The organism is Flaviflexus ciconiae (assembly GCF_003971195.1).
Taxonomy (GTDB): domain Bacteria; phylum Actinomycetota; class Actinomycetes; order Actinomycetales; family Actinomycetaceae; genus Flaviflexus; species Flaviflexus ciconiae.
The window spans coordinates 1,139,310-1,162,237 of record NZ_CP034593.1 but is presented as its reverse complement, the minus strand read 5'-3'; the positions used below and the strand labels follow the sequence as shown (position 1 = coordinate 1,162,237).

The 22,928-nt window shown below is 60.0% G+C and carries 24 protein-coding genes and 1 pseudogene; 12 read left to right on the top strand and 13 right to left on the bottom strand.

The genetic code is table 11. The features are described from left to right. Nucleotides 1-190 precede the first annotated feature (190 nt). Entirely contained in the window at nucleotides 191-742 is a 552-nt protein-coding gene (locus EJ997_RS05240; RefSeq protein ID WP_126703643.1) for a TetR/AcrR family transcriptional regulator C-terminal domain-containing protein, read from the top strand. A 15-nt stretch (nucleotides 743-757) separates the two neighbouring features. Here the strand turns inward: EJ997_RS05240 and EJ997_RS05235 are convergent, their stop codons facing one another. The 4 genes from EJ997_RS05235 to EJ997_RS05225 all read right to left on the bottom strand — a co-directional run bounded on the left by EJ997_RS05235 (nucleotide 758) and on the right by EJ997_RS05225 (nucleotide 4,136). After that, complete coding sequence (locus EJ997_RS05235; RefSeq protein ID WP_126703642.1) at nucleotides 758-2,065, bottom strand: ATP-binding protein; 1,308 nt, start codon at nucleotides 2,063-2,065, stop codon at nucleotides 758-760. 198 nt (nucleotides 2,066-2,263) lie between these two features. Continuing rightward, nucleotides 2,264-3,166 carry a glycosyltransferase family 4 protein gene (locus EJ997_RS05230; RefSeq protein WP_228201591.1) on the bottom strand — a complete coding sequence of 301 codons (903 nt, stop codon included), beginning with the start codon at nucleotides 3,164-3,166 and terminating at the stop codon, nucleotides 2,264-2,266. Next, the gene (locus EJ997_RS13405; protein ID WP_228201590.1) at nucleotides 3,163-3,387 is read right to left on the bottom strand and encodes a hypothetical protein; all 225 of its coding nucleotides are present in this window, start codon (nucleotides 3,385-3,387) and stop codon (nucleotides 3,163-3,165) included. Before EJ997_RS13405 ends, EJ997_RS05230 begins: the two co-directional genes overlap by 4 nt. A 17-nt stretch (nucleotides 3,388-3,404) precedes the next feature. Beyond that, complete coding sequence (locus EJ997_RS05225; RefSeq protein ID WP_126703641.1) at nucleotides 3,405-4,136, bottom strand: IclR family transcriptional regulator; 732 nt, start codon at nucleotides 4,134-4,136, stop codon at nucleotides 3,405-3,407. 116 nt (nucleotides 4,137-4,252) lie between these two features. On the opposite strand from EJ997_RS05225, the gene leuC reads away from it, so the two are divergent. The 3 genes from leuC to EJ997_RS05210 are packed head-to-tail and all read left to right on the top strand — an operon-like array spanning nucleotide 4,253 to nucleotide 6,847. After that, nucleotides 4,253-5,653, top strand: a complete 1,401-nt coding sequence (gene leuC / locus EJ997_RS05220) for a 3-isopropylmalate dehydratase large subunit (RefSeq protein WP_126703640.1) — start codon at nucleotides 4,253-4,255, stop codon at nucleotides 5,651-5,653. Nucleotides 5,654-5,662: 9 nt separating this feature from the next. Continuing rightward, complete coding sequence (gene leuD / locus EJ997_RS05215) at nucleotides 5,663-6,319, top strand: 3-isopropylmalate dehydratase small subunit (RefSeq protein ID WP_126703639.1); 657 nt, start codon at nucleotides 5,663-5,665, stop codon at nucleotides 6,317-6,319. A gap of 9 nt (nucleotides 6,320-6,328) precedes the next feature. Then, nucleotides 6,329-6,847 carry a GNAT family N-acetyltransferase gene (locus tag EJ997_RS05210; protein WP_126703638.1) on the top strand — a complete coding sequence of 173 codons (519 nt, stop codon included), beginning with the start codon at nucleotides 6,329-6,331 and terminating at the stop codon, nucleotides 6,845-6,847. Between the two features lie 304 nt (nucleotides 6,848-7,151). Here EJ997_RS05210 and EJ997_RS05205 read toward each other — a convergent pair whose 3' ends face one another. From EJ997_RS05205 to EJ997_RS05195, 3 genes are read right to left on the bottom strand one after another with little or no spacing between them, the layout of a single operon-like run. Further along, nucleotides 7,152-8,060: a phosphoribulokinase gene (locus EJ997_RS05205; protein WP_126703637.1), complete on the bottom strand. Its 909-nt coding sequence runs from the start codon at nucleotides 8,058-8,060 to the stop codon at nucleotides 7,152-7,154. 8 nt (nucleotides 8,061-8,068) lie between these two features. After that, nucleotides 8,069-9,358 (bottom strand): FIG domain-containing protein, encoded by a 1,290-nt coding sequence (locus EJ997_RS05200; RefSeq protein WP_126703636.1) that lies wholly within the window; start codon nucleotides 9,356-9,358, stop codon nucleotides 8,069-8,071. A gap of 1 nt (nucleotide 9,359) precedes the next feature. Continuing rightward, nucleotides 9,360-10,739: a ribulose-bisphosphate carboxylase gene (locus EJ997_RS05195; RefSeq protein ID WP_126703635.1), complete on the bottom strand. Its 1,380-nt coding sequence runs from the start codon at nucleotides 10,737-10,739 to the stop codon at nucleotides 9,360-9,362. A gap of 541 nt (nucleotides 10,740-11,280) precedes the next feature. Between EJ997_RS05195 and EJ997_RS05190 the strand changes: the two genes are divergently transcribed. From EJ997_RS05190 to EJ997_RS05175, 4 genes are read left to right on the top strand one after another with little or no spacing between them, the layout of a single operon-like run. Next, nucleotides 11,281-12,795: an MFS transporter gene (locus tag EJ997_RS05190; RefSeq protein ID WP_126703634.1), complete on the top strand. Its 1,515-nt coding sequence runs from the start codon at nucleotides 11,281-11,283 to the stop codon at nucleotides 12,793-12,795. Next, nucleotides 12,788-13,318 carry an ArsR/SmtB family transcription factor gene (locus tag EJ997_RS05185; protein WP_126703633.1) on the top strand — a complete coding sequence of 177 codons (531 nt, stop codon included), beginning with the start codon at nucleotides 12,788-12,790 and terminating at the stop codon, nucleotides 13,316-13,318. The genes EJ997_RS05190 and EJ997_RS05185 overlap by 8 nt, the downstream gene beginning before the upstream one ends. Before the next feature lie 55 nt (nucleotides 13,319-13,373). Further along, nucleotides 13,374-14,690, top strand: coding sequence for a UDP-N-acetylglucosamine 1-carboxyvinyltransferase (murA, locus tag EJ997_RS05180; RefSeq protein ID WP_126703632.1), 1,317 nt, complete (start codon nucleotides 13,374-13,376; stop codon nucleotides 14,688-14,690). After that, nucleotides 14,687-15,484, top strand: coding sequence for a lysophospholipid acyltransferase family protein (locus EJ997_RS05175; RefSeq protein WP_126703631.1), 798 nt, complete (start codon nucleotides 14,687-14,689; stop codon nucleotides 15,482-15,484). Before murA ends, EJ997_RS05175 begins: the two co-directional genes overlap by 4 nt. 482 nt (nucleotides 15,485-15,966) lie before the next feature. Here the strand turns inward: EJ997_RS05175 and EJ997_RS05170 are convergent, their stop codons facing one another. Beyond that, nucleotides 15,967-16,302: a hypothetical protein gene (locus tag EJ997_RS05170; protein ID WP_164719811.1), complete on the bottom strand. Its 336-nt coding sequence runs from the start codon at nucleotides 16,300-16,302 to the stop codon at nucleotides 15,967-15,969. Nucleotides 16,303-16,354: 52 nt separating this feature from the next. Between EJ997_RS05170 and EJ997_RS05165 the strand changes: the two genes are divergently transcribed. Continuing rightward, entirely contained in the window at nucleotides 16,355-16,582 is a 228-nt protein-coding gene (locus EJ997_RS05165; protein ID WP_126703629.1) for a hypothetical protein, read from the top strand. Between the two features lie 73 nt (nucleotides 16,583-16,655). Beyond that, nucleotides 16,656-16,799: a hypothetical protein gene (locus EJ997_RS12880; protein ID WP_164719809.1), complete on the top strand. Its 144-nt coding sequence runs from the start codon at nucleotides 16,656-16,658 to the stop codon at nucleotides 16,797-16,799. Nucleotides 16,800-16,929: 130 nt separating this feature from the next. Here EJ997_RS12880 and EJ997_RS05160 read toward each other — a convergent pair whose 3' ends face one another. Together EJ997_RS05160 and EJ997_RS05155 are read right to left on the bottom strand one after the other, a co-directional pair. Further along, nucleotides 16,930-17,607 (bottom strand): AMIN-like domain-containing (lipo)protein, encoded by a 678-nt coding sequence (locus EJ997_RS05160; protein ID WP_126703628.1) that lies wholly within the window; start codon nucleotides 17,605-17,607, stop codon nucleotides 16,930-16,932. 200 nt (nucleotides 17,608-17,807) lie between these two features. Beyond that, nucleotides 17,808-18,913 (bottom strand): annotated as a pseudogene (locus EJ997_RS05155) (trans-sulfuration enzyme family protein). Nucleotides 18,914-18,944: 31 nt separating this feature from the next. Here EJ997_RS05155 and EJ997_RS05150 point away from each other — a divergent pair. Beyond that, on the top strand, nucleotides 18,945-20,024 hold the full coding sequence (locus tag EJ997_RS05150; RefSeq protein WP_126703627.1) for a D-alanine--D-alanine ligase family protein: 1,080 nt from the start codon (nucleotides 18,945-18,947) through the stop codon (nucleotides 20,022-20,024). A 255-nt stretch (nucleotides 20,025-20,279) separates the two neighbouring features. Here EJ997_RS05150 and EJ997_RS05145 read toward each other — a convergent pair whose 3' ends face one another. Continuing rightward, on the bottom strand, nucleotides 20,280-20,807 hold the full coding sequence (locus tag EJ997_RS05145) for a DUF3515 family protein (protein WP_126703626.1): 528 nt from the start codon (nucleotides 20,805-20,807) through the stop codon (nucleotides 20,280-20,282). A 121-nt stretch (nucleotides 20,808-20,928) separates the two neighbouring features. On the opposite strand from EJ997_RS05145, the gene thiL reads away from it, so the two are divergent. Further along, a complete protein-coding gene (gene thiL / locus EJ997_RS05140; RefSeq protein ID WP_126703625.1) occupies nucleotides 20,929-21,816 on the top strand; it encodes a thiamine-phosphate kinase in 888 nt (295 codons plus the stop codon). Between the two features lie 154 nt (nucleotides 21,817-21,970). On the opposite strand, the gene EJ997_RS05135 is transcribed toward thiL, so the two are convergent. Both EJ997_RS05135 and rpmB read right to left on the bottom strand, forming a co-directional pair. Continuing rightward, nucleotides 21,971-22,300, bottom strand: a complete 330-nt coding sequence (locus EJ997_RS05135; protein ID WP_126703624.1) for a hypothetical protein — start codon at nucleotides 22,298-22,300, stop codon at nucleotides 21,971-21,973. Between the two features lie 220 nt (nucleotides 22,301-22,520). Beyond that, nucleotides 22,521-22,715 carry a 50S ribosomal protein L28 gene (gene rpmB / locus EJ997_RS05130; RefSeq protein ID WP_126703623.1) on the bottom strand — a complete coding sequence of 65 codons (195 nt, stop codon included), beginning with the start codon at nucleotides 22,713-22,715 and terminating at the stop codon, nucleotides 22,521-22,523. Nucleotides 22,716-22,928 lie beyond the last annotated feature (213 nt).

The window sequence follows — 22,928 nt, the reverse complement described above, 5'->3', positions numbered from 1 at the left end:
ACTGAAACTGTTAGCGACATCGTCGTCGCCTCCCTTTCACGCTAAGACCCGCCCTAAACACTGCGATATAGACAGAAACCCGAAGGTGTCGCAATCACTGAAATTACTAGCTCAGGCAGGGCCCCTTTTACCGCCGAACCGGGACGTGCGTCCTATGATTGGAGGTATAAACGTTTCTGAGGGGGTGGCCATGTCGCAGGCGACAAAGGAGCTACTTGCTCGCTCACTTAAGGAACAGCTACTCACCACTCGACTTAACCGGGTGACGGTTTCGGGCCTGACTGCTCAGGCCGGCATCAACCGTCAGACGTTCTACTATCATTTTGCGGACGTCTACGATCTTGCTGCCTGGGTGTTTGAGCAGGAGATCGCCAACCACATAATGGAGCACGCCTCCTACGACCAGTGGGCAGACGGCTACCGGAAACTGCTTCGGTACATGAATGCAAACATGGAGCAGACCCAGGCCGTTATGAACTCCCTTTCTCACCGCAGGCGCGACGCCTTCTTCCTCGGCCAGTTTCAGCTCATGATGGAAGCGATCGTCACCGAACTAGAAGGCGACATTGTCCTAAGCACTGTTGATCGGCAGTTCATTGTCGACCACTATGCCTCGATCGTTCACGGACACCTGCTCCGCTGGCTCCTCACCGATGGACAAGAAGACCCCGACATGCTCGTCACGAGGATCCAGAAAATCCTTCGCGGCTCGGTACGGGACGCCCTGGAACGACTCGCATAGCTGACTCTGACAAGGTCAGATCCGTGCAAGTGCCTCGATGTCTTCCTCGAACTCGCGGGCGACCTCTGCGGAGACCGTGGCTCTGGTCTGCGAGATAGCTGAGAGGTAATCATCGACACTTGGTCCCTCGGTCGTACCGATCGTCGGGGCTGGATCTTCTGCCGAGTGGCCGTTGGCGAGTGCTCGCTCGAAAGCGACCTGCGATGCACTACGCGCGGCATATTCAATATCGGCGGGGGAGAAGCCGTCGGTTGCCTGAACCAGCGGCTCAATATCCAGGTTCTCTCTGATGGTTGGGGGAATGAACATCTGCCAGATAGCGTGGCGTGCCCCCTCATCGGGCAGGCCTATCGGGATGACGTAATCAAATCGGCCATGGCGTAGGAACGCTGGGTCGAGAGCCCGAATAAAGTTCGTGGCACAAATGAGAAGCCTGCCGGGCTTCTCCCGGAAGTTCGGGATCACCTTGAGTAACTCGTTGGTGACTGCCTGAGTTGGTGAGGGCGGCTCTCCGCCGCGACGAGAGGCGATCTCTTCCACCTCGTCAATGAACACGACAGCATGATCGAGATCGTCAATACGCTCGAATGCTTCTCTCAGCTCGCCAGCAAGCCCCTTCGGGGAAGCGGCAAGGCGGGAGGGGAAGACCTCAACAAAGGGCCACTCGAGCCGTGAAGCCACGGCCTTAGCGAAGGTGGTCTTGCCGGTACCGGGCGGACCAAAGAGGACAATGGCACGCGGTGGGACAACACCAAACTGTTCAGCTGTAGACGGGTTGGCTAGTGGAAGGATCAGCCTGCGCTCAAGCAGATCCTTCTCGGTCGTCATTCCACCGATCGCATCCCACCGGTCCCTTCCCAACATTCGCCCGCCCAGCTCCCGAAGCAGGAGGATCTCTTCCTGGCGGATGGGAATGGTGCGTTCGAAGTAGCGTAGGTGACGCTGATCGGCGAAGCCTGCACGGGAGAGCGACACGATGTTCTCGATCTCGTCCGGAACCAGGATCGACATCTGGCTGATACCCGTGGAGGCAAGGCGCTGCTCAATAGCGGCGAGCATGGCGCGGCTAATGCCGCGGCGTTGCAATTTCGCGTCGACCGCAAAGAACACGATCCACGCCTGATCGTGGGCGGCCCTAGCTACCGTGACACCAACGACCTCTTCCCCAATGACGGCCACAACGGCAGTATCGGCCCGGGTAGAAGCAATGACCTCGTTGAGGGCATAGACCGGGATATCGACCTGTGCGATGTACTGCTCCCAAAGACGGAGAAAACCATCGAGGTCGCTTGGCTGGAAGTCGCGGATACGCCAGTTAGTCATGTGTTCCTACTTTGTCGTCGCAAGTGGTTAGGCTCACAGTACGCAACAAGCGTGCGGTAGTGCGGAAAGTCTCGCTAGGTGGATTGACTTACGAAAGGCAAGAAGGTGAGACTCACCTGCTGGCGCTAATAACCTTGGGGATCTGCGCTAGTAGGTGCGTTAACGAATTGGGGCAATGAATCTTGCCCAGTGAGTGCTCTAAAGAACCGACTTCAGTTGCTTGATGAGGTGCTCCCAGCGCCATTCCCCATCCACCCATTCCTTCCCGCGGGCTCCCATGGCTTTCGCGCGCTCGGGATCCTCGAGGAGGTAGGTGAGGGCAGAGACCAGGGCATTGCCCGAACGGCCGTTGACGACCAGGCCGGTTTCCCCGGGGATCACTGCCTCCGGCGCACCACCCGAGTTACCGGCAATAACGGGGAGGCCGGCTGCGTAGGCCTCGAGATAGACAATGCCGAGGCCCTCAATATCAAGGCCGCCGCCGCGCGTGCGGCAGGGCATGGCATAGATATCGCCGAGCGAGTAGTGGCCAGCCAGCTCCGCATATGGCACCTCGCCCGTGAAGATGATCGAGTCCTTGGCCGGAGACGCCTCGTGCATGGCATCTAGCTTCTCCCGGTACGGGCCTTTACCAACGATGACGAGGCGAGCCTCGGGGAACTGCTCCGATACTCGGTGCCAATTGTTGATGAGCAGGTCCTGGCCCTTGCGTTTCACGAGGCGGGAGATGCAGATGACGACGGGAGCGTCCTGGGCAATGCCGTAGCGCTCGCGGAGCTCGACCCGGAAGTCAGCGTCGAATGAGAAGACTTCGGGATTGATTCCCCCCGGCATCCGCAACAGCTCGGTGTCGCCAAGAACCGGCTGGAGCCGCTCGAGGGTTGCCTTGGTCAGGTAGGTGACGATGTCGTTGTCCCGGAAGATCTTGGCAAGAAACTGCCGGGTTCCCGGGATCATGGACCAGCCGATCTCGTGACCGTGGGTGGTGGCGATGGTCTGGCTGGCGCCCGCCTTGCGGGCGGCCTTCGCCATGATGCCAAGCGGTGTGGAGGCGCCGAACCACACGTTCTCAATGTTCTTCTCTTTGATGATGCTCATCATTGTTTTCTCCACCTCGGGGTGGGGAGCATCATGGTGCCGGGATAGCGAATGACCTCGTAGGGGACGTTCGCGTCATATTCCTCTGCTCCGCCGTCCGGGGGAGAGGACGCATAAACGATGAGCTTGTCGGGATCGAGTTGCCGGGCGAAGCCTTCCAGGTAGGTCTGGATCCCTCCCGCGCGGGGAGGGAAGTCGTTGGTCACGAGGAGAGTGGGCTTCATGCCGCTATTCTCCCAGATTAGTAGTCTTCGGACCTCTTCAGGACCTCGGTGAGCCGGTTAGCGGCGGCGACAACGGCAACGGAGTGCTGACGGCCGGGCTGGCGTCCCATGCGCTCGATTGGACCGGAGATGGAAACGGCTGCAACAACGCGTCCGCTCGGGCCCCACACGGGTGCGGAAATCGATGCGACACCGGCTTCCCGTTCGGCCACGGACTGTGCCCAACGGCGGCGGCGAACAGCCGACAGAGTGGTGGCTGTGAAGTTCGCCCCATGGAGGCCGCGGTGCAGGCGATCCGGCTCCTCCCAGGCAAGAAGAACCTGGGCTGCGGAGCCCGCCAGCATCGACAGTGCGGCACCGACAGGGATGGAGTCCCGCAGGCCGCCCAGGTTGCGCTCGGCAGCGGCAACGCAGATGCGGACATCGCCCTGGCGGCGGAACAGCTGGGCGGATTCGCCCGTGTGGTCCCGCAGTGCAATAAGAACGGGCTTAGCCGCGGCAAGAAGCGGATCCCCACCGGCTGCCGACGCTAGTTCTTCCATGCGGGGGCCAAGAATAAACCGCCCCTGCATGTCCCTCGTAACGAAGCGGTGGTACTCGAGAGCAACGGCCAAGCGGTGCGCCGTGGGCCGTGCTAGATGGGTTGCGGTAACGAGCTGAGCGAGCGTGTGCGGCCCGGATTCCAGTGCGCCAAGTACTGCGGCGGCCTTGTCGAGAACGCCGACTCCAGATCCCTGTGAAGTGTCCATAGAGTGATATTGTCATCTCGCCCTTTGATACGCAAGTGGTGTACAGTTGCCTCAAGCACAGCGCGTAATCCGAATCGGCGCGCGTGTTACTCGCATCTGAGACAAAGGAGAAAGTCATGGGCTCTACCCTGGCCGAGAAGGTTTGGAAGTCGCACATCGTCGCCCGCGGCGAAGACGGAGCTCCGGACCTTCTCTACATTGACCTGCACCTCATTCACGAGGTCACCAGCCCCCAGGCCTTCGAGGGCCTGCGCCTGGCTGGTCGTGAGGTACGCCGTCCCGACCTGACGATCGCGACCGAGGACCACAACGTCCCCACCGTCGATATTGACCTGCCGATCATGGACAAGATTTCTGCCAAGCAGATCGATACGCTCCGCAAGAACGTGAAGGACTTCGGTGTTCGTATCCACTCGCTCGGTGACTCCGAGCAGGGCATCGTTCATGTCGTCGGCCCACAGCTCGGCATCACCCAGCCCGGCATGACGATCGTCTGCGGCGACTCCCATACGTCGACGCACGGCGCTTTCGGCGCTCTTGCCATGGGTATTGGTACGTCCGAAGTTGAGCACGTGCTCGCCACCCAGACTCTGCCGCTACAGCCCTTTAAAACCATGGCGATCAACGTCAACGGTAAGCTGCGTCCCGGCACGACGTCGAAGGACATCATCCTCGCCATCATTGCGAAGATCGGAACCGGCGGCGGCGCCGGCTACGTGCTCGAGTATCGCGGCGAGGCCATCGAGGCTCTTTCCATGGAAGCCCGCATGACGATCTGCAACATGTCGATTGAGGCTGGCGCCCGCGCCGGCATGATTGCCCCCGATGAGACGACCTTTGAGTACATCAAGGGCCGCCCGCACGCCCCCGAGGGCGAAGAGTGGGATCGCGCCGTTGAGTACTGGAAGTCCCTGCGCACCGATGATGACGCCGAGTTCGATGCGGTTGTCGAGCTGGATGCTGACGACCTCGAGCCCTTCGTCACCTGGGGCACCAACCCGGGCCAGGGCCTGCCGATCTCGGCTGAGGTTCCGGACCCGGAGGACTTTGCCGACGAGGCGGAGCGCGCCGCCGCTCAGCGCGCACTTGAGTACATGGACCTGGCTCCCGGAACGAAGCTCAAGGACATTCGTGTCGATACGGTCTTCATGGGCTCGTGCACCAACGGCCGGATCGAGGACCTGCGCAACATTGCGAACGTTATTCGGGGACAGCAGAAGGACCCGGATGTTCGCGTCATGGTTGTTCCCGGTTCCGCTCGCGTCCGCCTTCAGGCGGAGTCCGAGGGCCTCGACCAGATTTTCAAGGAGTTCGGCGCCGAATGGCGTAACGCCGGTTGCTCCATGTGCCTGGGCATGAACCCGGATCAGCTTGCCCCGGGTGAGCGGGCCGCATCCACTTCGAACCGTAACTTCGAGGGCCGTCAGGGCAAGGGTGGCCGCACCCACCTCGTGTCCCCGCTCGTTGCCGCAGCCACCGCGATCCGCGGAACCATCTCGACCCCCGCCGACCTGTAAGGAGCGATCATGGAGAAAATCACCACCCATACCGGTATCGGCGTCCCGCTGCGCCGCTCCAACGTTGACACGGACCAGATCATCCCGGCCGTGTACCTCAAGCGCGTCACCCGCACCGGCTTCGAAGACGCTCTGTTCGCTGCCTGGCGCAACGATCCCGAGTTCGTCCTCAACCAGGACGACTACAAGAATGGTTCCGTTCTCATTGCCGGAACCGACTTTGGCACCGGCTCCTCCCGCGAGCATGCCGTGTGGGCACTCAAGGACTACGGCTTCCGTGCCGTCCTGGCGCCCCGCTTCGCGGAGATCTTCAAGGGCAACTCCGGCAAGCAGGGCCTTGTTGCCGGCATCATCACCCAGGATGACTGCGAGCAGCTGTGGAAGATCCTCGAAACCGAGCCCGGCACCGAGGTAACCGTTGACCTGGTCGAACGCACCGTCACCGCCGGTTCGTTCACAACGACCTTCGAGATCGATGACTACACGCGCTGGCGCCTCATGGAGGGCCTTGACGACATCGGGCTCACCATGCGTCAGGAAGACAAGATCACCGAGTTCGAGGCGACCCGGCCGTCGTTTAAGCCGAAGACCCTGCCGGTCAAGACCCTTCCAGTTGAGGAAGTTGTCTCGGCACGTCCCGTCGATGGAGAAGCGCCACTCACCTAATGTGAGTCCATGATAAAAATACGAGTCGTTACCGCGATGGACGTCGAAGAGCTGACGGACCTCATCGTGGCATCACGAGAATTCCTCGCGCCGTTTGAACCACGGCGCGAGGATTCTTACTACGACCTGGACTTCCAGAAGAAGCTCATGACTGCCAAGCTGGCAGACCACGAACAGGGATCCGAAGTTCCCTTTGTCGTCCTGGACCAAGACAAGATCATCGGTCAGCTTGTTCTCGACCGGATCGAACTGGGTCCCTATCAGTCCTGCGAAATTGGATACTGGATTGCCGAAGAAGCCTGCGGCAAGGGTTGCGCTACAGAAGCCGTGGCACAAGCGATCGACTTCGCCTGCGAGGAACTCGGCCTCAAGCGGATCATGGCAGCCACACTGCCCAGCAACATCCCGTCGATCCGTGTTCTCGAAAAGAACGGATTCACCAAGATCGGGGAAGCAAAGAACTACATGGAGATCGCCGGCGAACGCCGCGACCACATCCTCTACGAATACACCTACACAGGCGCGTAGGGAATCGACCCAATGGAGCATCGAACATGTGCCGGCCCGGAAGCGGTGGTGGGCTTCCGGGCCAGCAGTACGATGGGTTCGTGGCGGAGTTGGTGGTCTTGCTACCGGTGACAGTTGCTGAATGAGATGCGTGGGCAGGTGTCGAGGTAGTGGACGCGGTCCCTAGTTGGTTGAAGACGGGTCGCGACTTGGTGAAGATGTGAGCTGACCCGGTGACGAGGGCCCCGGAGTCGGTGAAGACCGCCCCGACTTGTTGAGAACGGCTCCCCTCCTGGTGGAGGCAGTCGTCCGCTTTTGTTTGCCGCTAGAACGCGCTCTTGTACGTGAGGCCGGGTAGGCCCTTTGCTTTTCTTGACTTATCGATCAGCCGCCAAATCATCGGGGTGAGGATGAGTTGCATGGCCAAATCGGTCTTCCCGCCGGGAACCACGATGGAGTTGGCGCGGGACATGAAAGATCCCGCGATCATGGACGATAGGTACGGGAAGTCGATACCACGTGGGTTTGCGAACCTAATGACCGTCATAGATTCATCGGCGGTGGGGATTGAGCGGGCCGTGAAGGGGTTGGATGTGTCGACCATGGGGACCCGCTGAAAGTTCACGTGGGTGTTGTTGAACTGCGGGCAGATGTAGTGGACGTAGTCGTCCATGCGTCGCAGGATCATGTCGGTCACCGCTTCGGCCGAGTATCCGCGGCTTGACCGGTCCCGGTGGATCTTTTGGATCCACTCGAGGTTAATGATGGGAACGACACCGATGCAGAGATCAACGTGGCGTGCCACGTCCACCTCCTCGGTGTGCACGGCCCCGTGGAGGCCCTCGTAATAGAGGAGGTCCGTGCCCTCCTCAATCTGTCGCCATGGCGTGAAGGTCCCGGGAGGGGTTCCGTATATTGCTTCTTCCTCGATGTCGTGTACGTAGGTGCGGGTTTGCCCGGTGCCGTCCTCACCGTATTGAGCGAACAGTTTCTCAAGGCTCGGGAAGTCATTGGCTTCGGGGCCAAAATGGCTGGGTGGCAGGCGGCCCTGTGAGACCGCTTCCTCGTGGACCGCCTTCATTTCCGCCCGATTGTATCGGTGGAAGGAATCACCGGGGACGATGGCTGAGGTGATGCCTTCGCGGCGGAATATCTGCTGAAAGGTCTCGGTGACTGTGCTGGTTCCGGCACCGGATGATCCGGTGACCGCGATGATGGGATGCTTGCGCGACATGGTTCCTCCTAGGTGCCTTGAATGAATAGTGTGCGATTGTGAAACAGCGGGTACTCGACTTCGGTTGCGTAACCCTTCTCGTACTCGTCCGCGTACCGTTCGATGAGAAACACGTCTCCGGTAGCGCCGAGCATGATCGGAACCCGCTCGTGTAGCGATTGGGGTACGAGATCAGCGATCCGAGACCCACCGTTGGTCGCTGCCCCTCCCGCCTGCTCGATCAGCATGGCGATCGGACCCGCCGTGTGGATCAGGGGAACGCCCTCCTCGGGTGTACCAAGCGGGTTCCGCACAGACTGCGACCACCGGTGTGGAGCTGAGTCCTTGGTAGCTTGCGAATCGGCAGAGCCCTCGGAAGCCCCTGCGTCGGCAACGTCTGGCATTGACTCCGCGCTCTCCAGCTCGTGAGACCCCTGGTCTCCTTGAGAATCTGCCGAGTGCTGTACCGATTGCGAACTCGGATTGTCTTTTGGACCCGGCTCCCTTGGTGCAAGGCGGGGGAGAAGGAAGATGCCGCCGTTCATGATTGCCCGGAACGCCCCGAGAACGGCCGAGTTGTTCCACCGCATGATCGCGGGGCGGCCTTCGCCAGTCTGCGAGGACCGGATGCGTTCATCCACATACCTGCGTACGGCGGGGCTCCACGTATCGGCGTGCGACAGGTCTATGGCGAGAACGTCGGAACCCGACGGGAGCGTCATGTCGGCGCTCGTAAGAACGAAGTTTCCTACCTCTCGGTCGAGAGTAAATGCGTCCACGCCCTCACCCGTGCTGACAAGGAGGATGGTAGCGGGCCCGAACAGGGCAAGCCCCGCACAGAGAATGTCGTGCCCCGAGCGCAGGAACTCGCCCTCGGTAACCGGGCCGCCTTCCTTTGATCGTTCGATGATGGAGAACGTGAGCCCAATCGGTTGGTTCTCGATCAGAGAAGTGGGCCGGTGGAGGGCGTCCACTGCGAGCAGATAGCGGGCGTCGGGTCCGTCGCAGACCTGGTGGATCTCTTCCTCGTGGGAGAAGGAGACGGCGGCGAGTCGGTCGCCGGAGGCTCCATGGGTGAGGATCGTCTTGACCGCTGCTTCTTGGAGGGTGCGGTCGGTTTCGTCTGCATGCCATCGCTGGTCCACCCCGTCCCTCACCTGGTCGGGCGTTCTGCCGGGGAGGATCAGGGAGCCTCGACTGATTGTGGCCGAGAGGACCTTGAGTGCGATAGCGACGGGGGAGAGGACGTGCGCATAGGCGTTGTCGGTGTTGTCTCCGGTTTGGAGGAGGTACTGGGTGAGACTGAGTGCCCTTCTCATATCACCCACCTAGTCCAAGTTGCTCCCGCCATCCCGGATAGATCGCGTCAGCATCCGCGGGGAAGGACTCGAAAGCCCGGGCGAAGTCCCGGTTGTCCTTGGCCCACTCGACCGGGTCCGCTCCCGCTTCCCAGCAGGCGTGCGCCTGGCGCAGTGACCGGGCACCGGCTGCTGGCCCGTCGATGTGGCCGTAGGCTCCACCGCCGGCGGTGTTGATGATATTGGCGTGGCCGAGGTTCGTGAACAGGCCCGGCAAACGCAGGGCGTTCATGCCGCCCGAAACAATGGGTGCCGTGGGTGCCATGCCGTACCAGTCCTGGGAGTAGACCGGGCCGTCGTGCTGGTCTCGTTCGATGATGTAGGCGATTGCCCGATCGTTGGCCGCCCCCTCCATCTTCCCGAATCCCATCGTGCCCACGTGAATGCCGGAAGCGCCCTGAAGGCGAGACATCTTTGCCAGCACGTAGGCCGTGTAACCGCGCTTTGAGCTGGGGGAGGTGATGGCGCCGTGTCCGGCGCGGTGGTAGTGGAGGAACTGGTTCGGGAACCAGCGGCGTGCCGTGGTGATCATGCCCGGGCCGCCCACGTAGCCATCGACGAGGAATGCGACCTTGTCAGCGTCCGGGCCGAAAGCATCGAGGATGAACTCGCCGCGTGCCAGCATCTCGTCGTGATCGTCGGCGGTGATGTTAGCGCTGAACAACTTCGCTTCGCCCGTCTCATCCATGGCCCGCCTCATCGCATCCACAACGAGCGGGATTGTTTCCTTGATTGGGGCGAACACCTGATTGCCCTGCGGTTCGTCATTCTTGATGAAATCCCCGCCCAACCAGAACTGGTAGGCGGCCTCCGCAAAGGGCTTGGGCCGAAGGCCCAGCTTCGGCTTGATGATCGTGCCGGCAATATAGCCACCGTTCTCAACCGGTCGACCGAGGATCCGCCACAGGTCCCTGATTCCCTTCGCGGGACCATCGAAGAGGCTGATGGCTGCGCGCGGCATGTAGAAGTCGTACATCTTCGCGTACTCGATGTCTCCCATGCCCTGGTTGTTGCCGATCGTCAGGGTCAGGAACGACACCATCATCATCCGACCATCGGTCATGTTCCGATCAAAGAGTTCAAGCGGAAAGGCAATCCGTACTTCCTCGCTTGCTTCATCGGCTTGGTATACAAGGGCATCAACGCCCTTCGTGAAATCATCGGTTGTCGACACGACAACGTTCGTGCCCGTCGATGATTCGGCAGCAAAATGGGCGGCGGCCTCCAGAAAGCCCACCCCTGCCTTTGGCCTCAGGTGGTAGGCACAGAGGATGTGTCGGCCCCCTGCGATCAGGTCCTCTTCCCGAAGGGAAAGATCTGCGTAGCGTGATGACTGGTCCATGACGAGCTCCTTACTGGCAACAGTTCCCCACGACGTAGGGGGATTGGCTGTGGCCCTCGACACTTAGTTGAAATTTCGATCAGAGTATCGACACCAAATCGGACCTACATGGGACCTAAGGGAAAAGACCAGGAATCTCCAACAACTGACATGTCGGTACATTTCCCCAGGTCAAAGCCCTCTGTCTAGTTTTGTCACAGTTCCTCCGCTATGCCCGAACGCTCCCGAACGCCCCGGTATGCGATGGGCCTAGAACTCGCGATGAGCGCCCCTAAACGCTCGCGAACGCCCCGGTATGCGGTGGGGTCGTAGCAGTGGTGGCGACGAGTCCCTGACGCTCCCAAACTCAAGGACTCTCAAGAAAACTCCAAACTCAAGCGCTCCCACCGCCGTTCTTTCGGGAGCGGAACCTGCTTCCTTCGGTGGGGATTCCGCCCGCAAATCTCGACACGCCCCATCGACAATAACCCTTCCCAAAATTAGTGCAAACTAATTGCGCAAAATTATTGAATTAAATTGGATTGTTGTTTACGCTCGAGTCATGACAGCAAAAGATGGTGGTGCAACGACCGCCAACGACACCTTCGGGTCGGGCAACGTGCCTGGCGAGGGTTCTGCAAGCGGCCGGAGCTCTGCTTCTGGTCGGGCCGCCGCATCGGAGCACGGCTCCACATCTGGTGAGGGTCGTGCCTTGGGGCCGGGCAGCTCGCGTGGGGTCGGCGGGGAGTCAATCTGGGCTAACCGGGACTATGTGCGGTGGCTGATTGGCGATACGACCGGCATGATCGGCCGCACCTTCTCGCTTTTTATCGTCAGCTTCGTTGTCTACGATCTAACGGGCTCGGAAGGTTCCGCTGGTCTGCTACAAACGATCATTCTGGTCATCATGCTCGTAGCATCGATCCCCGGTGGTGTCATTACTGACCGGAGCGATCGCCGCCGGCTCATTTATCTCTATTCGATCTTCGCGTCGGTCGTGAGCGCGGGAATTTTCCTGTACGTATTCACGGGTCACCTCACCTACCTGTCGTTTGTTGTGCTCATGAGCATCCTGGCTCTCGTCCACGGCTTCTTCGGCGAGGCAACGAACGCGGCACTGCGTTCGATCGTGTCGGGCACCGGCTTCGTGAAGGCACAGGCGGCGAACCAGGGGAGGGACGCCGCCGTCCACCTTGCTGGCAGGCCGCTGTCCGGACTGTTCTACGGCTTCTTCCCGTGGCTTCCCTACCTCATCTCAACAGTTTTCCTGGCAGTTCAGGGATTTGCCTTCTCCCGGATCGAGCGCTCGCTTGTGCCACGGGTCGATGAAAAGAAAACAGCAGAAGTACCGGCAACTGAGTCGCCGACTGGTGAAGTACCGACAATCAAACACGAGGCGACAGTCGGCGAACCATCACTGTCTGCGGGTGAGGGGGAGCCGGTTAAGCGGCCCAGCATGGTTGCGGACTTTGTTTTGGGTCTTCGCTACATGGCTTCTCGGAAAACGATCCTTATTCTCAGCGTTGTTATCACGCTTATCAACTTTGGTATTGCCGGGATTCAGGCGCTCATGGTCCTGTCCCTTATCGCCCAGGGATATCCCGCGGTCGAGGTCGGCTACCTGGGTGCAGCCACCGGCATAGCACTCATTCTGGTGTCCACGGTCGCAGGGCGAGTGGCGGAGAAGCTACCGACAGGGCTGATCGCGATCCTCACTCTTGTTTGGTACACGCTGTGCAGCATTCCGTTGGTCTTCTCGGACAACTACTGGGTGATGATGGGATGCTCCTTCGCTCTTGGGCTTGGCATACCGATCGCCAATGCGGCGATGCTGGGTTATATCCTGGGCCGGACCCCGGAGTCTTTCCAGGGCAGGGTCAGTAGCCTCATCAACATTGTTGCCCAGGCGCTCTCCGCCTTTGCTCCGCTTATTGCCGGCATCATCCTTGAGGCGTACAACTCCAGCCTCGTGGCAGTCATCTTTACCGGCGTAACGCTTGCCAGTCTCGTTATTGGGTTACTCTCGAGAAGAGTGCGGGCCATCCCCGCGCCAGCGGACTGGGAGAAATATGAGTGACGAGATAACCCGCCTGAAGGCAATGTCGCATCCCCTGCGGCTTCAGATCCTCGTTGTCATGGACGCGATGGGGGAGGCGAGGACTTCGGATCTTGCCAGCGAGATCGGTGCCGCTGCCAACAAGGTGTCGTACCACCTGTCGATCTTGCATTCCGGTGGATTCATTAATAAGCGGGTCGGGGATGATGCTCGGGAGACCTGGTGGAGCGTGAACGAAACACGGATTAATCCACCCGAACCCGATCCTTCAGAGAGGGGCAGCGAGGATGGCAGGGCGGCCTCGCTCGCCATCCTTGAGTACCTTCGGGGACGAGTCCCCGACGTCATGGACGAGGACCAAAACCAGTCCGTCATGCTCGCGGTTGCCTATCTCACCCCGGAGCAACGAGTGGCGGTCACCGAGGATCTTTCGGCACTGTCTCAACGTATCCGGGAAATGTCGGAAGAGAATCACGCAAACGGGGTGGGGGACCTTTACGCGCTTGGCGCACAGCTCCTCCCGGCACGCGCCGAGCAAGGATAAGCTCGAGCAATATGCTCCTGCCAGTATCCTTGGGGGAGTGATACGAGGAGGAACGATGAGTTCAGTGCTTGAGGTCCGAGGCGGTAAGCCGCTCGAGGGCGAGATTTTTGTCCGGGGAGCAAAGAACCTTGTTCCCAAGGCCATGGTCGCAGCACTCCTGTCCGAAGAGACGTCCGTACTTCGCAACGTCCCACAAATCCGGGACGTCGACGTGGTCTCCGAACTGTTGAAAATGCACGGGGTGGATGTCAGACACGAAGGCGAAGCAGGTGAACTAACGATCACCCCGGGCAAACTGGAACTGCCCGACCCGGTCCAGGTTGATATGCTCGCGGGCTCCTCCCGCATCCCCATCCTGTTCTGCGGCCCGCTCCTGCACCGCCTCGGCGAGGCCTTTGTTCCCGACCTTGGTGGCTGCCACATTGGTGACCGCCCCGTCGACTTCCACCTCCGCGTACTCGAAGACTTCGGTGCCGTTCGCACCTCCACTCCGTACGGCATGCACATCACGGCCCCGAAGGGTCTCAAGGGCAAGCCGGTCCGCCTGCCCTACCCGTCCGTGGGTGCTACCGAGCAGACACTCCTCACCGCCGTCATGGCGAAGGGCATTACCGAGCTGTCGAACGCCGCCATGGAGCCGGAGATCCTCGACCTCATTGCCGTGCTACAGAAGATGGGTGCGATCATCTCGGTCGACATGGACCGCACCATCCGCATCGAGGGCGTCGACAAGATGTACTCGTACAAGCACACGGCTATGCCCGACCGCATCGAAGCTGGTTCCTGGGCGTCGGCAGCCCTTGCCACCGGTGGCGATGTCTTCGTTAAGGGTGCCCAGCAGAAGGACATGACGACCTTCCTCAACTACTACCGCAAGATCGGCGGTGCCTTCGACGTCCGCGACGACGGCATCCGCTTCTGGCATCCCGGCGGTGAGCTCACCGCCGCCGTTCTCGAAACGGACGTGCACCCGGGCCTCATGACTGACTGGCAGCAGCCCCTCGTCGTGGCTCTCACCCAGGCCACCGGCCTGTCGATCATCCACGAGACCGTGTACGAGAACCGCTTCGGCTTCACCGACGCTCTGCGTGGCATGGGAGCCAACATTCAGGTGTACCGCGAATGCCTCGGCGGGCTCGCCTGCCGCTTCGGCTGGCAAAACTTCTATCACTCCGCTGTTATCCAGGGCCCGACCAAGCTTCAGGCGGCCAACATCGATGTGCCGGATTTGCGCGGCGGTTTCTCCCACCTCATCGCGGCCCTGGCCGCGGAGGGCACGAGCCGCGTCTCCGGCATTGAACTCATTAACAGGGGCTACGAGCACTTCATGGAAAAGCTCGGGAAGCTCGGTGCGGACGTGACCCTGTCATGACGTTTGCCCCGCTCAAGCACGAAGGTCACGAGCGGGACATCCCTGTCCTCATGAGGGCGATTTCCTGGCCGGTTGTCACCCTCGTAAGGTCGATCCAGGATCTGCGCGTCACCGGTCAAAACCACATCCCGCCCGGCCCCGCCATCTACATCGCGAACCACACGAGCCATCTCGATGGCTTCGTTATCGCGGTGGCGCTCTACGAAGCTGGGGTACCACCCCGGTTTATCGCAAAGAAGGAACTCTTTAAGGGAGCCCTGGGAGCCGCTTTGCGGGCCCTCGGCCAGGTCGAACTGGACCGGGATGCTCCCGGCACCATGATCGAGCAGATGGCGGAGAGCCTCGACAAGGGGCTGTCCATCATCATCTTCCCGGAAGGCACCTTTACTCACGATCCGGCGGGATGGCCGATGAGAGCCAAGACGGGGATCTCGCGCCTCAACGAACTCCGCCCCAACATCCCGATCATTCCGATCTCCCACTGGGGTAACGAACGGATCGTCCACCAGTGGACCGGCCGCATCAGGTGGCGCAGGATCTTTACCCGCAGCGAGAAAGTTCTCGTCCACATCGGTCACCCCATCACGCTGACCGGCAAAGACCATAAGGAGCGATCCAGCTCGGCAATGACCATCATCGCCGAGGAAGTGGCCCGCCTAAGAAAGCTCCTGGGAAGGCCCATGGGCGCCCCACCCGCAGAGCGCTTCGTCCCCACCGAACTGAATCACCACAAGCGCCGCGCCATGATCGAAGCCCGCAAAGCCAAGCGCAGGCCCTGGAAGAAAGTGAAGTAGGGAGCCCTCGATTAGGCGGGCCTTGAATGGGAGGGTCTCGCGTCGGAGTGCCACCCGTAGGCGGTTCTCGCGTATGTCGGTCTCGCGGCGGAGTGTCTCCCGTAGGCGGTTCTCGCGTACGTCGTTCTCACGGTGGTGCAGTTCAAGCACGTGTGCCTCACGCGAGAAGAGCTCACGCTTGAGTGGCTTCAGTGGGGAAGTCATAGGATGTCAACGGACGTGGCGAAACGTGGAGCCGGCGTCAGCGCATAAGCTGACCGGCTTGAGGATGCAAAATGGCAGCTCGGTTTCGTGGGAGTTCCAGGATGTCTCGACTGTCCACAAGGTCTTGCCGCCATCTTTCCCATCGACGGGACCGCGGAATTCAGCCTTTGAGTAAATGCGCTGACAATCAATTTGGACATTTGGTACCTATGACCTCGTGCGTTTCTCCCATTATCCTCGTATGCTGTGACGAAGAACGCACTCTGTGCTAATAAACGTTAGCCGCGTTCAAGCAGGAAAGCTGTGTTTGCCCTTGGGTCAGGCATCTGCGTGATTGGAGTAGTCCAATGAAGTCTTCCAAGATCCTCGGCGCCCTCTTCTCTTTCCTCCTGCTCTTTGCCGTGAGAGCTCCCGTGCAGGCTGCCGATCCACCGGGCAATTTCTATTTGAGTAACACCTGGAAAGGCGGAAACGCTGACAAGTAGTTTTTCTTCGGAGATGTTGGCGGTATGCCGGTCACGGGTGACTGGGATGGAAACGGCACAGATACGACCGGTGTTCGTACCGGTAAAGTCTTCGAGCTCAGAAGCTTCAACCGCGAGGGCGGTGCCCACCACACGGTGACGTAACTTCGAAGGACCGAAGGCATCGGCAGCCGATGAGGATATGTGGGCGATCGCTCGTGCCGGTGACTACCGGCTCGGTGTCGTTATCAACCACAACCGCCCGCCGGACTCCGAGATCGTCGAAGGCGTGGGGTATGCGATCTTCTTCTGCGGTGAGGTCCATCAGCGCAGATGCGACATCCTGCGAAGCGATGCTGTGGCTGGGCGATGCCGTACAGAACAGGTGACGACGCTGTTAGGTGCCAAGTCAACGCTTAAGACCAGGTAGTCTCGTTAACAGTTGCTCGGTGTGAGCCGAGCTCGATTTCCGGCCGCAACAGTTTACGAACAAGGAGAAAGCCATGTGGCAGACACTCATCCTTATCGCCATTGCGCTGATCCTGCTCAGCATCATCGTTGAAGCCGTACAGTTCCTCGTCTGGGTTGGTGTCCTTGCCCTCGTCGTTGTCGGGATCCTCTATCTCCTCAACAAGATGAGGAGATAGCAGGTTTATCGATCCGGGAAGCGTAAACCCGAATTGGGCAAGGGAAAGGCGTGGAACAAACCGTTCCACGCCTTTCCCATTCCTTGGGCGACCCGAATCGTGGGGCTAGCCCTGGTGAATGCTTAGCTGACTATTTTTGGACGTCGACGACGATTCTCATGGGATCGTTGAGGACCTGTACGCGGTAGGGACGTTTTTCATCGACACCGATGAAAAAGGTGTGCATGCCTTCGAAAGGCATGTCGACATGAACGTCCTGGATGGCGGTTGCCTGGTTGAGGCCGCTGATCTCGAATTCCCCGGGGTCACCGGTCGGGTACGTAACGCCCGAGACCCAGACGGTGAGGAAGTCTTCGCCTCCCATGTCGACCTCGAAGCCGGAACCGTCCTGGATAGGGGCGTCCTCGTAGGAGGCGGACCAGTTCAGTGTTCCCTCGTTGCCGGAGTACTCGACGACGACACGTTCGTAGGTGTCATGCCCGCCAACGCGCGCTGTCTCGGGAAGGTAGGCACCAACCAGGTCCGGGAAGTCAGCTGACTGCGATGGCCCGGTCGTGAAGTCTCCGCTGCCCTCACCCGTGTCAGTGGGATCGCTCGTCGGCTCGTCCGTGGACTCCGTCGTGGGATCATCGGACGGTGCGGCGGTGTCCTCCGTTGTAGGCTCCTCGGAGGCCGGCTCGGTTGTCTCTTCTCCGGGGCCGGCCGAGCCTTCGGTGGTTGTCTGCGGCGCTGTCGTCGGGCCATCGGTGTCGGATCCGCACGCCGCGAGAACGACCGACACTGCAATAGCCACAACAATTCTTTTCATAGCCCTAACTTACTCGTGGGGCGAGAAGCCCGTCGATTGCTGGTCGCAATCGTTACATGACTGCAACGTTTCTGCAACGCTTCTCATATCGGACTTTTCGTACCCGTGACCGTTACTTATCGATGCGTGTTCCCGGTTCGAAACCGGAGGCCCAAGATATCGGTTTCTGTCGTGAGCCTCAGGTCTCCAGTAGGCCAGTTCTATGCCTGGGAGCGGGTGAGTGCCCGGTCGAGGTCCTCCCAGAGGTCCTCGATGTCTTCAATGCCGATGGAGAGCCTGAGCAGGTCCTCCGGAACCGTTGTCGCCTCATCTGCAAAGCGCCTGCGCCTCTCAAGGCTCGACTCGACGCCGCCGAGGGACGTGGCAGGGAGCCACAGCTCTGTTGCCTCAACCAGCCGGTCGGCTGCTTCGGCTCCGCCCGTGGGGCGGACCGTGAGAACACCACATCCCTTCGGTGCTCGCTCCTTGTTCGGGTGGTGCGGTAGGGAGGGATGCGCAACGGCCTCGACAAGGGGATGATCGGAAAGCCGGCGAGCAAGCTCTGCGGCATTCGCGGTGATCCGTTCGAACCGCAGGGACAGAGTTCTCATGCCACGCAGGGCCAGCCAGGCTTCCATGGGGCCAGCAATGGCGCCGGTGTGCGTGCGGTAATCCCACAGCCTCTGGTGCAGTTCCTCGGTATTGGCAAGGACTGCGCCGAGAACAACATCGGAATGTCCCGCGAGGTACTTTGTGGCCGAGTGGACGACGATGTCGGCTCCCATGATGAGCGGTTGCTGTCCCAGGGGAGTGGCGAACGTGTTGTCGACAATGACAAGGGCACCTGCCTCGTGCGCGGCCTTGGCAATGGTAGGTATGTCGGCAAGCTCGAGCATCGGGTTCGTGGGGACTCGATGAGAACAGCGGAAGCACCGGGAAGAGCGGCAACGACTTCTTCGGTGTTTGCGATATCGACGGTGACGAGCTGTCCACCCTCCCGCTCCGTCATCTCCTGCGCCACGATCAGTGAGGCGTGGTAGGAGTGACGGGGTGCGACGATCTTCCCGGGAGGGGCAGCATGCAGTGCTGTTGTCATAGCCGCCATACCGGAAGCATGAACGAGTGCCGGATAGTCGGTGCCCTCAAGGGCGGCGAGCGTTTTCTCAAACGGATTCCAGGTCTCGTTGTCCCAGCGAGCATAAATGTTCCCGGGAGCTGTGCCGGAGTTCCGGTACGTCGAGGAGAAGACAACGGGTGGGTTAACCGGATTGCCTTGGATGCGTTCGGGACGGCCGGACTGAGCAAGAATCGTTGCTGGGTTCGTCATGAATTGAACACTATCTTGATAGGCTCGAGCGGTGAAGAACGGTACCAAGATTCGAGTCGCGTTGATCTATGGCGGGAGCTCAGGCGAGCACTCCGTTTCCTGCATGACAGCAGGCTCTGTCATGTCAGCGATCGACCAGGACAAGTACGAGATCGTGCCGATCGGAATCCGCAAGGACGGCACCTGGGTTGAGGGGATCAGCGACCTCGAGATCCTCGGAACCGGCACGGCCGAAGTTGGTCCCGGTTCACCGATCACCGTCTCCTACGGGACCGGCGGGATCCTCAAGGACGGAGAACGACTGGACGTCGACGTCGTGTTCCCGCTCCTGCACGGCCCGTTCGGTGAAGACGGAACAATTCAGGGACTGTTTGAGATGGCGGGGATGCCGTACGTTGGCTCCGGCGTTTTTGCTTCAGCCGCCGTCATGGATAAGCACTACACGAAAATCATTCTGAGGGAAGCCGGCTTGCCTGTTGGCACCTGGGTACTCGTTACCCGCAACGGCTGGAAGACCAAGAGGGACGAGCTGGTCGAGAAGATCTCGAAGCTACACATGCCGCTGTTTGTGAAGCCGTCTCGTGCTGGCTCCTCCCTGGGTATCTCCCGCATCGAATCCCTTGACGAACTCGATGCAGCAATCGCTGAAGCTCAGCAGCACGACCCGAAGGTCATTGTCGAGCAGGGTATTAATGGCCGCGAGATCGAATGCGCAGTTCTGGGTGGTCGCAACGGTGACAGCCCGAGGGCCTCCCTGCCTGGTGAGATCGTGCTCGACAACGCGGACTCCGGTTTTTACGACTACGAGTCAAAGTACGTTGAGACCGACGGCCTCGTTCTCTCCATCCCCGCCAACATCCCCGACTCACACCGCGAGGAACTGCGGGCAATGTCGATTGAGGCATTCGAGGCAATCGACTGCGAAGGCATGGCACGCGTCGACTTCTTCTACGACGATGGAACGCTCGTCATTAATGAGATCAACACGATCCCGGGCTTCACGCCCTACTCGATGTACCCCCTCATGTGGCAGAGGTCAGGCTTCACCTATCCGGAACTCATTGACGAACTCATCACCCTGGCCCTCGAACGAAACATTGGGCTGAGGTAGGAACCCGCTGAGCCAGTAAAGAGCTCCTAGAGAATCGCGGAGGTTCCCATGCTCAAGAATCGTGGGAGTGACTGCTGATTCCGAAAGCCTTCAGGAGAGAAGGGTCTCCGGCCTCTGCCGGAGTCGCTGTCTTTGTCGACTCGAAGGATCTCATAGCAGTGCGCTTCCGGTCTCGGGTCAGTGGCAGGGTCAGGGAACGTCGTGGAACAACTGCCTCGTTCATCCTGTTGCTTAACTGGCACTGCTTCGCCAGCCCTATGGTTCGGTTGCCTCCGAGTCGTTGTAGACCTGAGGTGCTTCGGTCAGGCCCAGGCATTGCCTCTCGGCGGGTACGAGGTTGAGTGCGGGGGAGAACTGGGTGAGAACATCCGTCACGGTGCCCTCGCCAACGGCCTGGGTGGAGATGACGATCTCTACGGCGGGCACTCTTCCGTAGGAAATAAACGTCCATGTGCCATCCCCGCCGTTGGCTGGGATACGGGGGTCGGAGGAGTCGAGGCTCAGCCAATCAACACCGTCAACGGTGATGCAACGGTCTGTGGAAGGGGAGGGCGGCTCAACCCCACATCGGAAGGACGCTCCCTCACCCCATGCGGTTGTTGCCTGGGCAGTCGTCTTTGACCGTTCGAAGCCCGACACGTCCTCTGGTGTTGCCATGAGCATGTTGGCGCAGTTTGGGTCAGAAGCATACGGAGTTGCTTCGAGACCAACGGTGCTGGCGCAACCGGCGAGGCCAAGAACACCAGCAAGGCCAAGGACAACGGGGAAACGAGAGAACTTCACGCCCCAACTCTATCGGTCAAACCAGGGCAACCAGTGCAGGCTTACGTGCCATGAAACGTGAAGGCGGCGACGCCGACCGTGAGAAGACAGTGAAATGTTGGCGGGGTGAGAGAATAGCGGCATGAGCGAAGACGAACTCCTAGCCCTTATCGCCCGTCACCTGCCGGCCTCAACAGCGACAGTGCCAACCGGTGATGACTGTGCGGTTCTGGCACCCAAGGGAGAAGTCGCCATCTCCACCGACATTCTCGTTGAGAACGTTCATTTCCGTAGGGACTGGTCGAGCGGAGCGGACATTGGGTGGCGGTGCGTCATGCAGAACGTGGCCGATGCTGCGGCGATGAGAGCCCGCCCCATGTCGTTCTTTGTCGCCATGACAATCCCTGAGAATGTCACTGCCGACTGGGTGGAGGACTTCTCGTGGGGCCTTCGAGAAGCCTGTGATCACCTATACTCGCTCTCTGGCCCGATCGCTATTGATGGTGGCGACCTGTCACGCGGCCCAATCATTGTTGCTGCCGGCACCGTGGTGGGCGACATGGAGGGCCGGGAGCCGGTCTTACGCTCGGGAGCCCGCCCGGGACACAAGATCGTCCATACCGGTAACCTTGGCGCCTCCGCGCGCGGCTATGAGCTCATTCAGGCAGGGAAAACCGGGAAAGCAGTACGACTGTTCCTCAGGCCCGAGCCACCAGTAAACCGAGCAATCGGAGTGGGCGCTACCGCCATGATGGATGTCTCGGACGGACTGGTCAGAGACTGCCGCAGAATTGCAAAAGCCTCGGGTGTTGCTCTCGAGCTGGATTCCGCTCTCGTCACCGCGGCCGCCAGTCCCGATGTCACGTTGGAGCAGGCGCTTTATGGGGGAGAAGATCACGGTTTCCTCGCAACCGTTGACGGCCCGGTACCCGATGGCTGGAATGAGATCGGTCGAGTCGTTGAGGGGACCGGTGTGCTGGTTGACGGCAAACAAGTTGATGCCATGGGAGGCTGGGACCACTTCGGGTAAGCGGTCGTCGGGCGAACACACCTGGGAGAGATGCCACGAGACTAAACAGTTAGGGAAAAGACCATTACTCAAGATTGGTCTGATCCCGGTGACGAGAAGAAAAAGCTAGATGCTTTAACCGGCAACAGATCGGCGCCGTCCGTGACCCACTGGCTTACTCCGAGCGCTTCTGGGCCGCTTCATAGTCTCCTTGCAGGATCCCGCTGACGATGCTGAAGAGCTTTGCATCTACTTCAGGACGGAAGCTTGGTTCGTCGTCGAAATAGTTCCCCTGTGTCTTGCGCATTGACTCCAGTGAATCCGACCCAAGGAGGACGATGTCCATGTTTGGTTGGTCGCGGTAGAGCTTTTCAGTTTCCTTGTAGGCATCAAGTGCCCTCTCAGTGTCGGTCCCGAACTCCCGAAGCTCCACCTGATGATCAGCCTTGCGATCGTAAGTGATGAGGAAATGGCGGATCGTGAATTGCTCCTCAAGGCTGTGCATAGAGGCCTCCCATGGTTGGTGCCATGCTAGCGCCCTGCTTATTCATTTTCATTGAATGGAGTGCATCCTGTCAGAACCCCACGGAATTTGCCAGAATCCCACGGATTGACGAGGAATACGGTAAGACGAGGAGAGGCAGCGAGTCTGGCTGGTGCGACGGGTGAGTTTTCAGCAGATACGATTGAACCCCCACCGGGGTGGGGGTTCAATGAGCTAAAGGCTACTTCGTGTTCCGGACGATGCGGTCTGACTTGATGCAGTTCGTGCATACGTTCAGACGCTTCGGGGAGCCATTCACGAGTGCGCGTACGCGCTGAATGTTCGGGTTCCACCGGCGGTTGGTCCGCACGTGGGAGTGCGAGACGCTCTTGCCGAAGCCCGGGCCCTTGCCGCAGACGTCACATACTGAGGCCACGGTTCTCTCCTGATCTTCTCGCTGACAAGACGCCAGCGGCGTCTCCTTACCTGCATACCCTGGAGTATGCAACCTGTTTATATTAACCGAGGGTGACTGCAAGTGCCAAGATAAGTGTCCTGACGGGGACGTGGTATCGCACACTATTGCGGTTTCGTGATTCGGTCACAGGTATGAAAGCTTACCTCAGCAGGTCCGGTCGTGACGCTACTC

What these genes read in the sequence shown, in the direction of transcription:
- leuC (WP_126703640.1), top strand. Translation starts at nt 4,253, where the DNA reads ATGGGCTCTACCCTGGCCGAGAAGGTTTGGAAGTCGCACATCGTCGCC.
- EJ997_RS05225 (WP_126703641.1), bottom strand. Translation starts at nt 4,136, where the DNA reads ATGGACACTTCACAGGGATCTGGAGTCGGCGTTCTCGACAAGGCCGCC.
- EJ997_RS05230 (WP_228201591.1), bottom strand. Translation starts at nt 3,166, where the DNA reads ATGATGAGCATCATCAAAGAGAAGAACATTGAGAACGTGTGGTTCGGC.
- EJ997_RS05210 (WP_126703638.1), top strand. Translation starts at nt 6,329, where the DNA reads ATGATAAAAATACGAGTCGTTACCGCGATGGACGTCGAAGAGCTGACG.
- EJ997_RS05240 (WP_126703643.1), top strand. Translation starts at nt 191, where the DNA reads ATGTCGCAGGCGACAAAGGAGCTACTTGCTCGCTCACTTAAGGAACAG.
- EJ997_RS05200 (WP_126703636.1), bottom strand. Translation starts at nt 9,358, where the DNA reads ATGAGAAGGGCACTCAGTCTCACCCAGTACCTCCTCCAAACCGGAGAC.
- EJ997_RS05190 (WP_126703634.1), top strand. Translation starts at nt 11,281, where the DNA reads ATGACAGCAAAAGATGGTGGTGCAACGACCGCCAACGACACCTTCGGG.
- EJ997_RS13405 (WP_228201590.1), bottom strand. Translation starts at nt 3,387, where the DNA reads ATGAAGCCCACTCTCCTCGTGACCAACGACTTCCCTCCCCGCGCGGGA.
- EJ997_RS05135 (WP_126703624.1), bottom strand. Translation starts at nt 22,300, where the DNA reads ATGCACAGCCTTGAGGAGCAATTCACGATCCGCCATTTCCTCATCACT.
- EJ997_RS05205 (WP_126703637.1), bottom strand. Translation starts at nt 8,060, where the DNA reads ATGTCGCGCAAGCATCCCATCATCGCGGTCACCGGATCATCCGGTGCC.
- EJ997_RS05165 (WP_126703629.1), top strand. Translation starts at nt 16,355, where the DNA reads ATGTGGGCGATCGCTCGTGCCGGTGACTACCGGCTCGGTGTCGTTATC.
- EJ997_RS05175 (WP_126703631.1), top strand. Translation starts at nt 14,687, where the DNA reads ATGACGTTTGCCCCGCTCAAGCACGAAGGTCACGAGCGGGACATCCCT.
- EJ997_RS05160 (WP_126703628.1), bottom strand. Translation starts at nt 17,607, where the DNA reads ATGAAAAGAATTGTTGTGGCTATTGCAGTGTCGGTCGTTCTCGCGGCG.
- EJ997_RS12880 (WP_164719809.1), top strand. Translation starts at nt 16,656, where the DNA reads ATGTGGCAGACACTCATCCTTATCGCCATTGCGCTGATCCTGCTCAGC.
- murA (WP_126703632.1), top strand. Translation starts at nt 13,374, where the DNA reads ATGAGTTCAGTGCTTGAGGTCCGAGGCGGTAAGCCGCTCGAGGGCGAG.
- EJ997_RS05235 (WP_126703642.1), bottom strand. Translation starts at nt 2,065, where the DNA reads ATGACTAACTGGCGTATCCGCGACTTCCAGCCAAGCGACCTCGATGGT.
- EJ997_RS05195 (WP_126703635.1), bottom strand. Translation starts at nt 10,739, where the DNA reads ATGGACCAGTCATCACGCTACGCAGATCTTTCCCTTCGGGAAGAGGAC.
- leuD (WP_126703639.1), top strand. Translation starts at nt 5,663, where the DNA reads ATGGAGAAAATCACCACCCATACCGGTATCGGCGTCCCGCTGCGCCGC.
- thiL (WP_126703625.1), top strand. Translation starts at nt 20,929, where the DNA reads ATGAGCGAAGACGAACTCCTAGCCCTTATCGCCCGTCACCTGCCGGCC.
- EJ997_RS05185 (WP_126703633.1), top strand. Translation starts at nt 12,788, where the DNA reads ATGAGTGACGAGATAACCCGCCTGAAGGCAATGTCGCATCCCCTGCGG.